Source organism: Enorma massiliensis phI (assembly GCF_000311845.1).
Taxonomy (GTDB): Bacteria; Actinomycetota; Coriobacteriia; order Coriobacteriales; family Coriobacteriaceae; genus Enorma; species Enorma massiliensis.
In genome coordinates this window covers 132252-145855 of the sequence record NZ_HE978574.1, presented here as the reverse complement: position 1 = coordinate 145855, position 13604 = coordinate 132252, and the positions used below count along the sequence as shown (strand labels likewise).

7 protein-coding genes are annotated in these 13604 nt (G+C 63.8%); 5 read left to right on the top strand and 2 right to left on the bottom strand.

What is annotated here, in order from left to right; translation table 11 throughout:
* Window positions 1–168: 168 nt before the first annotated feature.
* Window positions 169–2235, bottom strand: a complete 2067-nt coding sequence (locus HGEM_RS00600; RefSeq protein WP_019127456.1) for an elongation factor G — start codon at window positions 2233–2235, stop codon at window positions 169–171.
* 373 nt (window positions 2236–2608) lie between these two features.
* Between HGEM_RS00600 and HGEM_RS00595 the strand changes: the two genes are divergently transcribed.
* From HGEM_RS00595 to HGEM_RS00585, 3 genes are read left to right on the top strand one after another with little or no spacing between them, the layout of a single operon-like run.
* Window positions 2609–3103, top strand: coding sequence for a MarR family winged helix-turn-helix transcriptional regulator (locus HGEM_RS00595; RefSeq protein WP_019127455.1), 495 nt, complete (start codon window positions 2609–2611; stop codon window positions 3101–3103).
* A complete protein-coding gene (locus HGEM_RS00590) occupies window positions 3096–4967 on the top strand; it encodes an ABC transporter ATP-binding protein (RefSeq protein WP_019127454.1) in 1872 nt (623 codons plus the stop codon). The genes HGEM_RS00595 and HGEM_RS00590 overlap by 8 nt, the downstream gene beginning before the upstream one ends.
* Window positions 4960–6969, top strand: coding sequence for an ABC transporter ATP-binding protein (locus HGEM_RS00585; protein ID WP_019127453.1), 2010 nt, complete (start codon window positions 4960–4962; stop codon window positions 6967–6969). Before HGEM_RS00590 ends, HGEM_RS00585 begins: the two co-directional genes overlap by 8 nt.
* Before the next feature lie 160 nt (window positions 6970–7129).
* On the opposite strand, the gene HGEM_RS00580 is transcribed toward HGEM_RS00585, so the two are convergent.
* A complete protein-coding gene (locus tag HGEM_RS00580) occupies window positions 7130–7951 on the bottom strand; it encodes an HAD-IIB family hydrolase (protein WP_019127452.1) in 822 nt (273 codons plus the stop codon).
* Between the two features lie 127 nt (window positions 7952–8078).
* Between HGEM_RS00580 and HGEM_RS00575 the strand changes: the two genes are divergently transcribed.
* Both HGEM_RS00575 and HGEM_RS00570 read left to right on the top strand, forming a co-directional pair.
* Window positions 8079–10559 (top strand): class I SAM-dependent methyltransferase, encoded by a 2481-nt coding sequence (locus HGEM_RS00575; RefSeq protein WP_019127451.1) that lies wholly within the window; start codon window positions 8079–8081, stop codon window positions 10557–10559.
* A gap of 229 nt (window positions 10560–10788) precedes the next feature.
* The gene (locus HGEM_RS00570; RefSeq protein ID WP_019127450.1) at window positions 10789–13002 is read left to right on the top strand and encodes a KUP/HAK/KT family potassium transporter; all 2214 of its coding nucleotides are present in this window, start codon (window positions 10789–10791) and stop codon (window positions 13000–13002) included.
* The last annotated feature ends 602 nt before the right edge of the window (window positions 13003–13604 follow it).

Sequence of the window (13604 nt, the reverse complement as noted above, 5' to 3'; positions counted from 1 at the left end):
AGCATGGCCACCGTCCAGCACCGCTAACGGTAATACGACCAACGACCACCATGGCCAACGTCCGGCGCGGCCGGACTCCTTCTCTATCATACGCGCAAAGACGCGCAAAGCGCCGCGGGCGAGTCGCTTCCCGCAGCGCTTTGCACGAATAAGGCCCAAGCCCAGCTGCTAGTGGCCCTGGGCGCGGCTCTCCTCATAGAACTCAACGAGGTGCTTCTGCACGTCGTATGGCACCTGCTCGTAGCCGGCGGGCTCCATGGTGAAATCGCCCGTACCGCGCGTGATGGAGCGCAGACGCGTGGCGTAATCCACCAGCTCCGCGTAGGGCACCGTCGCCGTGACCACCGTGTTGCCATGCTCGTCGGTGTCCATGCCGGTCACGCGGCCGCGCGAGCCGGACACGTCGCCCATCACGGCGCCGGCGTAGCTCTCGGGGATGGTCACGGTGATGTTCTCCATGGGCTCAAGCACCACGGGGTCGGCGTCGGCGCACGCCTTCTTGAGCGCGATGCGCGCCGCCGCACGGAAGGCCATCTCGTTGGAGTCGACCGGGTGATACGAACCGTCATAGCACGCCACGCGCACGCCCGTGAGCGGGTAACCTGCGATGACGCCTTCCTTCATGGTCTCCTGCACGCCCTTGTCCACGGCGGGGATGAGCGCGCGCGGGATGCGGCCGCCCACGACCTCATCCACGAACTCATAGTCGGTGCCGTCAAGCAGCGGCTCGACGCGCAGATAGCAATCGCCGAACTGGCCGGCGCCGCCGGTCTGCTTCTTGTGACGGCCCTGGGCACTCGCCACGCGACGGATGGTCTCGCGATACGGAATCTTGATGGGCACGATGTGCGCCGAGACCTTCGTGCGCTCCTCCAGGCGGTTGAGCAGCACGCTGACCTGCGCCTCGCCCACCGCGGAGATGATGGTCTGGCCGGTCTCCTCGTCGCGCTCGATCTTCATGGTGGGGTCGGCCTCGCAGGCGCGGTCGATGAAGGTGAAAAGCTTGTCCTCGTCCGAGCGGTTCTCGGCCTCGATGGCGATGCGGTACTGGCTGTTGGGGAACTGGAAGGCAGCCGCCTCGATCTTGCCGGAGACGGAGAGCGTATCGCCCGTGTCCGCGGCGATCTTGGTGGTCACGATGATGTCGCCGGCCTCGGCCTTGCCCACCTCGGTCTGCTCGCGGCCGCACATCACATACAGGTGCGCCAGGCGCTCGCCCTTGCGGGTGCGCGCGTTGGTGAGCTCGATGCCGGGCGTAAGCGTGCCGGTGAGCACCTTGAGGAAGCTGATGCGCCCTTGCTGGGGATCGTTCAAGGTCTTGAAGACGAAGGCCACGGGTCGGTCGTCCTCTGCCGAGATCTTGAGCGTGTCGCCGTCAACGAGCGGCATCTCGCCGTAATCCGTGGGGCTCGGGAAGTACGTGGCCACATCGTCCATGACGGAATGCACGCCGAGCTCCTTGGTGCAGGAACCCACGAACACGGGAACGAACAGGCGCTTGGCGATGGCCTCGGAGAGTAGGCCCTCGACCTCTTCCTGGGTGAGCGGTTCGCCGTCGAGGTACTTCATCATAAGGTCGTCATCGGCCTCGGCCACGGCTTCGCAGAGCTGCTCGCGGGCGGCCTCGGCAGCCTCGCGGTACTCCTCGGGGATGTCGAATTCCTCCTGCGTGGTGCCTTCGCAGTGGCGGGCCTTCATGCGCACGATGTCGATGACGCCCTCGAAGCTATCGCCCGTGCCCCATGGCAACGTCACAGCGCCCAAGCGCATGCCGAAGCGCTCGCGCAGGGCCTTCATGCAGGCGTCGTAATCAGCGTTCTCCTTGTCGATGCGATTGATGAACACCGCGCGCGCCAGACGCAGGTCCTCGGCGGCGTACCAGAGCTTGACCGTGGTGGGTTGCGGCCCCTCGGCGGCGTCGACCACGAAGAGCGCGGTCTCGCACACGCTCATGGCGGCGTAGGCATCGCCGATGAAGTCGGGGTAGCACGGCGCGTCCAGCACATTGATGCGGACGTCTTTCCAGTCAATCGGCGCAATGGAGGTCGAAATTGAGAACTCGCGCTTGACCTCCTCGGCGTCATAGTCGAGCGTGGGCTTTGTGCCCGCATGGCCGCCTAAGCGAGCGGTCTTGCCAGAAAGGTGGAGCATGGCCTCCGCGAGCGAGGTCTTGCCCACCCCGCCTTGGCCTACGAGCACCACGTTCCTCACATTGCCGGTTTTGGGCGCACCCATGGGAGCCTCCTTCGTCGCCGGGCGCGCGGGGCGAAGCGGCCGAGTCATCCGGTTGGCAGCGCGCGCCGTTTTCATACGCTGTAATCGAGCCTACCCCTCGCACGGGTTCGGCTTACATTCATTTCGCCCAGCGCGACCGAAGCTGCGGTGAAGGGCGAGCAGCGCCGAGTCATTCTGGGTCATTCTGGGACGGGTCCGTTTTGACTCATTCAGGCGAACTGAGGGGCGCCATTTCAAAATGAGTCAAAACGGACCCGTCCCAGAATGACCCAGAATGACCCAGACTAATTTGGTACCTTGACATCTTCTTGCGCAGTAGTAGTCTATGTTGGTTCAAAATCCACCAACCAGTTGAAAGGAGATCCCGATCCACATGGATGCCATTCCGGACACATCTGGCGCGACCCGCGCGGAAGCGACCGGCCAGGACTCCGCCTGCCCCGGCATGCCCGACCCCACGCGAGCAGACCTCATCATCCGCAACCTGGGGTTCTGCGGCCACTACCTGCATTTCCACGGTGGAGGACGCTCGGGACGGGAGCCCATTCTCTGCCTGCTCCACTGCATGGGCGGCCAAATGTCCCAACAGGCCCTCGGCGCGCGCTTTGAGCTCAAGCCCGGGTCGCTCTCCGAGATCCTCGCCAAAATCGAGGCATCGGGCCTCATTGAGCGCACGCGCGATCCGCATGACCGCCGCCAGCTCTTCGTCCACCTCACGAAGGAAGGCGAGCGCGAGGCCCTGCAGGCTCTTAAGGCTCGGGAGGCTTTTCGCAGCAAGGCGTTTTCGAACCTCACAGACGAGGAGCAGGAAACGCTGCTCATGCTCTTAGGAAAAGTACGGAATCGATGGGAGGAACTCAATGCTTAAAACACTCATGGCGAGCATCCGTGAGTATAAGCGCGCGGCCATTGCGACGCCCATCATCGTGACGGGCGAGGTGGTCATGGAGGTGGCCATTCCGTTCGTCACGGCGCAGCTCATCAATGCCATCCAGCTGGGCGCCGGCCTTGCTCAGCTGCTGCCCTACGCGGGCGTGCTCGTGTGCATGGCGCTGGCATCGCTCGCCTTCGGCATCGGCGCGGGCCTCACGTGCAGCCAGGCAAGCTGCGGCTTTGCCAAGAACCTGCGCCACGACGTGTTCGCCGCCGTGCAGACGTTCAGCTTCGCCAATATCGACCAGTTCTCGTCGAGCTCGCTTGTCACGCGCCTCACGACCGACATCACCAACGTGCAGCTAGCCTACATGATGGTCATCCGCACCGCCGTGCGCTGCCCGCTCTTGCTCATCAGCAGCATCGTCATGGCCTTCATCATGGCGGGCCCCATGGCCGCGGTGTTCGTGATCGTCGTGCCCCTGCTCGGCTTCGGCCTGTATAAAGTCGTGCGCACGGTGCACCCCATCTTCCGCTCTGTATTTCATAAGTACGATGCCCTGAACGAGTCCATCGAGGAAAACGTCACCGGCATGCGCGATGTGAAGAGCTACGTGCGCCAGGACTTTGAGAAGCAGAAGTTCAGCCGCGCCGCGCAGGATGTCTGCCGCGACTTCACCCGCGCCGAGAAGATCCTCGCGCTCAACACCCCCATGATGAACTTCGCCGTCTACACGGTGTTCGTCGTGGTCATCCAGTTCGGCAGCTACCTCATCATCTCGAGCCGCGGCACCCTCCTCAACGTGGGCCAGTTCAGCGCGCTCACCACCTATGGCTTCATGATCCTCATGGCCCTCATGATGGTATCGATGGTCTTCGCCATGATCGTCATGGCGCAGGAGAGCGCCGAGCGTATCGTCGAGGTCATCGAGACCGAACCCACCATCAAGGACCCGGCCAACCCCGTCACCGAGATGAAGGACGGCTCGATCGACTTCGACCACGTCACGTTCAACTACTCCGAGAAGGCGGAGCACCGCGCCCTCGCCGAAATCGACCTGCACATCAAGAGCGGCGAGACCTTGGGCATCATGGGCGGCACCGGTTCGGCCAAGACCTCGCTCGTGAACCTCATCAGCCGCCTGTACGACGTGACCGAGGGCTCCGTGAAGGTGGGCGGCGTCGACGTACGCGACTATGACCTGGAGTTCCTGCGCAACAACGTGGCCGTGGTGCTGCAGAAGAACGTGCTGTTCAGCGGCACCATCAAGGAGAACCTGCGCTGGGGCGACCCGAACGCCACGTACGACGAGCTCGTCGAGGTGTGCAAGCTCGCCCAAGCCGATGAGTTCATCCAGACCTTCCCGCAGAAGTACGACACCTATATCGAGCAGGGCGGCACGAACGTGTCGGGCGGCCAGAAGCAGCGCCTATGCATCGCCCGTGCGCTGCTCAAGCACCCCAAGGTGCTGATCCTCGACGACTCCACGAGCGCCGTGGACACCAAGACCGATGCGCTCATCCGCGAAGGCTTGGCGAGCTACCTGCCCGAGACCACCAAGATCATCATCGCCCAGCGTACGAGCTCCGTGGAGCACGCCGACCGCATCCTTGTACTGGACAACGGCCATATCGCGGGCCTGGGAACGCACGCCGAGCTCATGCAGACGTGCGACATCTACCGCGATACCTATGAGAGCCAGAACCGCACCGGCGAGGAGGACGAGGTCGCGGCCGCAACCGCCGACGAGACCGCCGCGCCCGCTGCCGGCGATACGTCCGCCAACGACGCGGCCACCGAAACCGTGACCGCCGCCGAAGCATCCGCCACCATGGAGGGAGGTGCCGCACATGAGTAGCAGCAACTCGGCAGAGACCGCTTTCAAGAACACCCTGGGCGTAAACACCCCCGAGGCCCCCAAGCCCGAAGACACGCGCCAGAACGTCGCGGGCCGCAAGAAGCCGCCCGTCAAGAAGTCCGGCGTGCGCACCAAGACGCTCAGCTGTCTCATCAAGACGCTGTTCCAGTTCTATCCCAAGGCGCTTCCGCTCGTAATCTGCTGCATCGTGGTCTCGGCTATCCTGTCGTCGCTGCCGGCCACCTTCATGCAGCGCGCGCTCGAGATCGTGACCGCCACATGGGAATCGGGCGACTGGGAGTCCGTTGCCGGGCGCATCGGCTCGCTCGTAATCACGCTTATCGGCATCTACTGCGTATCGCTCATCCTTAACTTCACCTGGACGCGCACCATGGCCGTTATCACCCAGGGTTCGCTTGAGAAGTTCCGCGAGAAGCTCTTCGATCACATGCAGGACCTGCCGATCAGCTATTTCGACACGCACCAGCGCGGCGACATCATGAGCCACTACACCAACGACATCGACGCTCTGCGCCAGATGATCGGCCAGTCGCTGCCCAACATCACGCTCACGATGGTGACGCTCATCTCGGTGTTCTGCGTGATGATCTACTACAGCGTGTGGATGGCCATCATCGTGGTGGCCGGCGTGGGCTTCATGGCCTACATGACCAAGGTGCTGGGCAGCCGCTCCGCGCGCAACTTCATCGCGCAGCAGAAGGAAATCGGCATCGTCGAGGGCCATGTCGAGGAGATTATGAACGGCCAGCGCGTGGTGAAGGTCTTCTGCCACGAAGAGGCTGCTCAGGAGGACTTCGACGTGCGCAACGAGGAGCTCTTCCGCGCCGCGCGCGCCGCGAACATGTACACCAACACCCTGGGCCCCATCCTCATGAACCTGGGCAACCTCATGTACGTCATCGTGGCGCTCATGGGCGGCGTATTCATCGAGCTGGGCGTGCCCAACCTGTCCATCTCGGGCCTTGGGTTCTCCATCGCGGTGACGGTGCCGTTCCTCAACATGACGCGCCAGTTCTCCGGCCAGATCGGCCAGATTTCGCAGCAGATCAACTCGGTGGTCATGGGCCTCGCGGGAGCCGAGCGCCTCTTCGAGCTCATGGACGAAGAGCCCGAGCACGACGAGGGCTACGTGACGCTCGTGAACACCAAGATGGAGAACGGCGAGCTCGTTGAGACCAACGACACCAAGAGCGGCCGCTGGGCGTGGAAGCACCCGCATCACGACGGCACCACGACGCTCGTTCCCCTGCGCGGCGATGTGCGCCTCAACCATGTGGACTTCGGCTACAAGCCCGGCCACACGGTTCTGCACGACGTGAGCGTGTGGGCGGAGCCGGGGCAGAAGATCGCCTTCGTGGGCGCAACCGGTGCCGGCAAGACGACGATCACCAACCTCATCAACCGGTTCTACGATATCGAGGATGGCAAGATCCGCTACGACGGCATCAACATCAACAAAATCAAGAAGAGCGACCTGCGCCGTTCGCTCGGCATGGTGCTTCAGGACGTGAACCTGTTCACCGGCACCGTCATGGACAACATCCGCTACGGCAGGCTCGACGCCTCCGACGAGGAATGCATCGCCGCGGCCAAGCTTGCCGGCGCGCATAGCTTCATCCAGCGTCTGCCCGAGGGCTACAACACCATGCTCACCGACAACGGCTCGAACCTGAGCCAGGGCCAGCGCCAGCTGCTCTCGATCTCGCGCGCGGCGGTGGCCGACCCGCCGGTCATGATCTTGGACGAGGCAACCAGCTCGATCGACACGCGCACCGAGGCCATCGTGCAGAAGGGCATGGACGCGCTCATGAGCGGGCGCACCACCTTCGTGATCGCACACCGGCTTTCCACCGTGCGCAACTCCGATGCGATCATCGTGCTCGACCACGGCCGCATCATCGAGCGCGGCAGCCACGACGAGCTCATCGCGAAGCGCGGCGTGTACTATCAGCTCTATACCGGTGCATTTGAATTGGAGTAGCCAGCTCGATAGGATTGGCACTACTGCAAGGGCCCCGGGCGATTGCCTGGGGCCCTTTTTCTTGCCCGTCAACATTGTGCGCAGAGCGTGGTTCGTAGACACCCGGTGTCTGCGATTCAACATGGTTCGTAGACACCCGGTGTCTGCGATTCACGCTCGGTTAGATTAAGCCGAAGTGCCGGAGGGCGGTGACCACGCCATCGTGCTCGACGGGGTCGGTAACGTAATCGGCTACCTCCTTGACCCCCGGCATCGCGTTACCCATTGCGACGAAGGTCCCTACGGCATCTGCCATGGAGAGATCGTTCTCAGAATCGCCGAACGCAATCGCACGCTCGGGCCCAATCCCCAACATCTCGAGAACACGGCGCACGCCCGCGCCCTTGTTCATCCCCTTGAGCGTCATCTCGTAGACAGGCAGGCCGAGCGCGAACTCTTCGAAATGCTCATCGAAAAACGCACGGTTCTCAGGCGTCATGAGCCGGGCACGGTCGCTTTCCTGCAGCACGAACTTGCTAAAGCGCAGATCTCCCGTACCGGCGAACTCCTCCACGCTATGCACCACGCCCACGCCCATCGCGTTCTTATAGTCCATTCCCTTAGGGACCAAGGCCACGCATGCGCGCGACCCCTCGAACATAATGAGGGAGTCGGTCTCGTACGCGCGGCGCGCAACATCGATGAGAAGCTCTGCCGGAACGACCTCGTCGCTCACGACCTCGCCGCCCACGCTTACGCACGCGCCATCGGCCGTGACCAGGCCGTCGACGTCAAGCGAAAGCAGCTTGTCCGAAACCAGAGTGAGCGAGCGCCCCGTGCAGATGAACGGGTGGTGCCCGCGCTGGCGCAGAGCGTGGAACGCCTCGGCCACAGCAGGGCTCGGAACCGCTGTGGCCACCGTAGCGTCAACATCGGCTCCCGGCTTATACCAGATAATCGTGCCGTCCACATCAAAGAAAAGAGCCATCGGCTGCTCAGACACGCCCAACCGCCCCCTATATCCGTTTTAGCCCATACCGTTTGACATTATGCCATGCCGCGCGCGGGGAATCGCATCAGTTGCAGGCCTTCTCGTATAATGGGCGCACCCACGCTGGAGAGGACGCACCATGGAATTCTACGCAAGCTGCCCGGCTGCCTTCGAGCAAGCGCTCGCACGCGAGCTGCGCGCCTTGGGCATACGGCGCCCGCGCCCCCTTAAGGGACGCGTCTCGTTCGAGGGCTCGGTGCGCGACGCCTATCGCGTCTGCCTGTGGTCGCACCTTGCCAGCCGCTTGCTGCTCGTACTCGGGCGCTTCGCATGCGCCACGCCCAGCGACCTGCACCAAGGAACGTACGACCTCCCCTGGCACGAAATCATCCGTCCGGGCGCGAGCATCGCCGTTTCTGCCCATGGCACCAATCCCGAGCTTCGAAACTCGCGGTTCAGCATGCAGAAAGCCAAGGATGGCATCGTCGACCGCATGGTAGACGAGACGGGCTCGCGCCCGGCGGTCGATACGCACGCCCCCGATGCCCGCATTGTGCTCACGATTCGCGGCGACCGAGCGAGCATGGGCCTCGATTTGAGTGGAGAGCCGCTCTTCAAGCGTTTGTCACGCACCGTGCTGGCTCGCGCGCCCCAAGGTGTCGACATCCTGCGCCCCGACTACGCTGCGCTCGTGCTGGCCGAGACGGGCTTCCCCGAGCTTTGCCAAAGCGCCCGCGATGCGGGCACCGAGCCTCCCGTACTCGTGGACCTTGCCTGTGCCGACGGCGGCGTTCTGCTGGAAGCAGCAGCCTGGCTGACCGACCGGGCACCCGGCGCCATGCGCACGCGCTGGGGTTTCCAGGGGTGGGCCGGCCATGACCGCGCCATATGGCGCGAGCTTCTCGCCGAGGCCCGCGAACGCGAGCAGGCAGCGAGCCGGCGGCCCGGGCGCATCGTCGCAACCGACCCCGACGAACGCGCGGTCGAAGCATCCAAGCGCGTCGTCGCGGCGGGCCGCATTGCATGCGCGGTGGATATCATCGATCCCAAGGCAGACGCGCTGCGCAGGGCGCTCGGACGAAATGTGCCGGCGGGCGTCATCGTGGCGGATACCTCGGTCATGGTGCCGGACGTGATCCCATCCGCGCTTCGTCTTGCCACAGAAGCAGCCGCTCTCGCCCCATGCGCGTCCATGCCCATCGCCTGGCTCTCGCGCCCCCATGGAGGGCTCCGTATCCCCGGGCGCGCACCAAGCTCTACCAGCAATCTCTTGCTCGGAAGCGATGAGCTGCAGCTCGTTTGCCTTGCATCCGCTTCGGCCGAGGCGGCGGGCACGCCATACCCCGGTGCGGGGGCGGGCGAGCCCCATTCCGGCAAAGGTGCCGGCGGCAACCGCACCGCTGACCAGAAGCCCTCTCGCGCCGCTCGCGCCACGGTCGACGTCGGTGACGGCAAGCCCATTCCCCTCCTCGTTCCCGAGTCCGAACAGTTCGCGCGGCGCCTCATCAAGGTCGCGCGCCAGCGCCGCAAGTGGGCAAGGCGCGAAGGCATCACCTGCTACCGCGTTTACGACGCCGATCTTCCCGACTATTCCGCCGCCATTGACCTTTATGAGGGGACGCCCGTGGAGGCGGACCGCGGTCATAAAGATCGAGCCCTGGCCGGCGGCGGCCGCAACGGGCTCGGCGAGGAGCACGGGCACGATGGCGACCGCAACGAGCTCGATGCCGCACACGTCCACGCCGCCGAGCCCGCAACGGAGCACTGGATCGTCGTCGCGGAGTACGCGGCACCTAAGACGGTCGACCCCGAGCTGGCCCGCGACCGCATGCTCGACATCCTCGCCATCGCTCCGCGCGTGCTCGGAGTTCCGCCCGAGCACGTCCACGCCAAGACGCGGCAGCGCTCGCGCGGAGGCTCGCAGTACGGCAAGCAGGGCGCGAGCGTGCGCCACGGAGGAAGCCCGCAGGCAGATGCCACCTCGCCGCTGGGCGATGTCCTCATCCGCGAGGGCGGCCTCTCCTTTACGGTTAACTTCAACGACTACCTCGATACCGGTATCTTCCTGGACCACCGCATCACGCGCGGCCTCGTGCGCGAGCATGCACGGCAAGCTCGCACGTTCCTCAACCTCTTTGCCTATACGGGCACGGCGACCTGCTACGCCGCAGATGCGGGTGTTGAGGAAACCGTAACCGTAGACCTCTCCAACACCTATCTCGACTGGGCCGAGCGCAACATGGCGCTCAACGGCTTCACCGGCAGCGCGCACCACTTCGTTCGAGACGACGTGCTCGCGTGGGTTGAGCAGCAGGTTCGCGGACGCAACCGCTGGGACCTCATCTTCTGCGACCCGCCCACCTTCTCGAACTCCTCGCGCATGGGCGAGCGCACGTGGGACGTGCAGCGCGACCACGTGGAGCTGCTGAAAGGCGTTGTAGGCCTGCTCGAACAGGGCGGCGTGGCCATCTTCTCGTGCAACCTGCGCAGCTTTAAACCGGACGTTGAGGCGCTCAGGGCCGCGGGCATAGGCCTCGAAGACATCACCGAGCGCACCATTCCCGAAGATTTCCAGCGCAACAAGCGCATCCACCATTGCTACCTAGTCCGGAGGCTCTAGCCCGCCGGCCTCGGCGCGCGGGAGCTGCGGCATGCCGGCAATCGTCACGGCCGACGAGCCGCCGGCTTCAGCGCGCGGGAGCTGCCCTGCGGAACGGCTCCAAGCGCGCCGAGCGGCCCGCCCCCCGCGGCATAACGCGACCTATAGCACATTGCAGGCGCTATCGCTATAATGACGTGCCACGGCGCAGATTCGCGCCGACGTGCCATGCTTCTCAAGGAGTTATGCAATGTCTTCTGAAGACAAGAACCGAGAGCTTGACGAGGCCTCGGAAGAAACCGACGGGGTGGCCGCGCCACCCGATTCGACTTCGTCCCTATCGATCAAACCGAATCTTTCATCCGGCAAGGGGAACAAGCGCGGGCGCAAGCGCGCGGCGGCATCGAGCCGCAAGCGCAAGCCCGTTCGCCCGCCCAAGACCATCAAGGGCGCTTCTCACCCGCAGACTCACGTCATCCCGGTGAGCCTCGCCGCGATGCTCGTGACCATCGGCGTCGTGTACGGCGACATCGGAACATCGCCGATGTACGTCACCAAGGCGCTGCTCGCCGGCAACGGCGGCATCATGAGCGTCACCGAGGAATTCGTGCTCGGTGCGCTCTCGCTCGTGATCTGGACGGTAACGCTGCTCACCACGGTGAAATACGTCCTCATCTCGCTCAAGGCCGATAACTACGGCGAAGGCGGCATCTTCGCGCTCTACAGCATCGTGAGGCGCTACGGCAAGTGGCTCATCATCCCCGCCATGCTCGGCGGCTCCGCGCTGCTGGCCGACGGCGTGCTCACGCCCGCCGTGACGATCACCACCGGCGTGGAGGGCCTGCGCACCATCCCCGAGACCCATGCGATCATCGGCGACAACCAGATGAACGTGGTGGTGATCACCCTCATCATCGTGTGCATCCTCTTCGTGGTGCAGCGTGCCGGAACGAGCAAGATCGGCCGCGCGTTCGGGCCGGTCATGCTCGGCTGGTTCCTCTTCCTGGGAATCACCGGCCTGCTCTTCACCTTCACGAACCCCAAGATCCTGCTTGCCATCAACCCGGTGTACGGCCTGCAATTCCTGTTCAGCCCCAACAACCACGCGGGCATCATGATCTTGGGCAGCTGCTTCCTCGCCACCACCGGCGCCGAGGCGCTCTACTCGGACATGGGCCACGTGGGCAAGGGCAACATTTATGCAACCTGGCCCTTCGTGAAGGCGTGCCTCATCCTGAGCTACCTCGGCCAGGGCGCCTGGCTGCTCGCTAATGCCGGCAACCCGGAACTCGCCGCCATCGAGGACCTCAACCCCTTCTTCCAGATGCTCCCCGGCGTGGTGCGTCCGTTCGGCGTGGTCTTCTCCGTACTCGCGGCCATCATCGCCTCCCAGGCGCTCATCACCGGCGCGTTCTCGCTCGTTTCCGAGGCGAGCCGCTTGGACCTCATGCCGCACCTGCAGGTGTTCTATCCGTCCGAGACCAAGGGCCAGCTCTATATTCCGCTGGTCAACAAGGTCATGTGGGCGGGCTGCATCATCGTTGTGCTGCTGTTCCAGAGCTCTGCGCACATGGAGGCGGCGTACGGCCTGGCCATCACCATCACGATGCTTTGCACGACGGTGCTGCTTTTCATCTACCTGCACCGCGTACGCAAGGTGAAGTTCTTCCCGTTCATCTTCCTTGCTTTCTTCGTGATGCTCGAGGGCTTCTTCTTCGGCTCTTCGCTCACCAAGTTCTTCCACGGCGGCTACTTCACCATCTTGCTTGCCGCGCTCATCATGGGCGTCATGCTTTGCTGGTATGCGGGCACGGCTGTGGAGCGCCGGCAGGCCACGCTGCTTCCGGTGCGCAAGTACCTCGACCAGCTGGCGCGCTTGCGTGACGACACCACCTACGACCGCCTGTGCGATAACCTGGTCTATCTCACCAATGGCACCAACACGGACTATCTTGACCGCGACATCCTCTATTCCATCCTCGACAAGCACCCCAAGCGCGCGCGTGCCTGGTGGTTCATCAACGTCGAGGTCATGGACGACCCGCACACCTGCGCGTACTCAATCGAGGACTTTGGCACCGATTACGTGTTCCGCGTGCATCTGTTCTTGGGATACAAGGTCAACCAGCGAATCAACGCGTACCTGCGCCAGATCGTGCAAGACCTCTCGGCCACCGGCGAGCTGCCGCCCCAGACGCGCGACTACTCGGTTTACAAGCGCCCGAGCCCCATCGGCTCCTTCCAGTTCTGCATGATTCGGAAGACTTTGGCACCCGAGAGCGACGTCGTGAGCCGCGAGCGCACGGCCATTGGCCTCAAGTACGCCATCCGCAGCTTTGCTGGATCGCCCGCGCAGTGGTATGGCCTCGAGAACTCGAGTGTGTTTGTTGAGTACGTGCCGCTCTTCACCAAGTTCAAGAGCGCCGAGAAGCTCGTACGCATCGCCCCGGACGACAGGCCGTAGGGAGCGTCAGCGGCGGCTGTTTAGGAACGCGCCTATGCCACGGGGCCCGCAGGGAGGACTTCTTCCTGCGGGCCCCGTTTTGTATGAATACCGCACAGCTTTTCGCTTGCGTCAAAGGGCCTCTGCACGCGATTCGCCTCCGTTTAGCCTCTTCTCGAAGGCCCGCTCCGTGCATAATTCAACTTTTGGGCAGTTGAACCCCTACCCGGAAAGTAGAGACGCATGTTCTCTTACCAAAAGCGCAGGTAGAAGAAGTGCGATTTTTTGCTCTACTTTGCCTTCCCGGCTTGGAGTGCCCAAAAGTTGAAACAAAGTCGGCCATGACGCGCGATGAGGCCACCAAGCGGCTGGGCGCGATCCGTTTGCACGGGTTCCGAGGCCACCACCCCGCAGCTCTAGCTTGCGGTGCCCCCCCACCGACTCGCCCAGCGTCCCTAGCCTTGCAGCGGCTCTTCGCCGGTCCAGTTCTTAAACCACCGGCCCATGCTGCGCCCCATTTCCGCCATGAAGGGACTCGTGTGCTTTCGCGTGTAGATGTCGCGGACGCGCTCCCCCGCCTCCCGCGCATGGGGGCGAAACATCGCATCCATCTCGGCGACCTG

Excerpts from the sequence above, each read along its gene's own strand:
- HGEM_RS00595 (WP_019127455.1), top strand. The coding sequence starts at position 2,609 with ATGGATGCCATTCCGGACACATCTGGCGCGACCCGCGCGGAAGCGACC.
- HGEM_RS00575 (WP_019127451.1), top strand. The coding sequence starts at position 8,079 with ATGGAATTCTACGCAAGCTGCCCGGCTGCCTTCGAGCAAGCGCTCGCA.
- HGEM_RS00600 (WP_019127456.1), bottom strand. The coding sequence starts at position 2,235 with ATGGGTGCGCCCAAAACCGGCAATGTGAGGAACGTGGTGCTCGTAGGC.
- HGEM_RS00590 (WP_019127454.1), top strand. The coding sequence starts at position 3,096 with ATGCTTAAAACACTCATGGCGAGCATCCGTGAGTATAAGCGCGCGGCC.
- HGEM_RS00585 (WP_019127453.1), top strand. The coding sequence starts at position 4,960 with ATGAGTAGCAGCAACTCGGCAGAGACCGCTTTCAAGAACACCCTGGGC.
- HGEM_RS00570 (WP_019127450.1), top strand. The coding sequence starts at position 10,789 with ATGTCTTCTGAAGACAAGAACCGAGAGCTTGACGAGGCCTCGGAAGAA.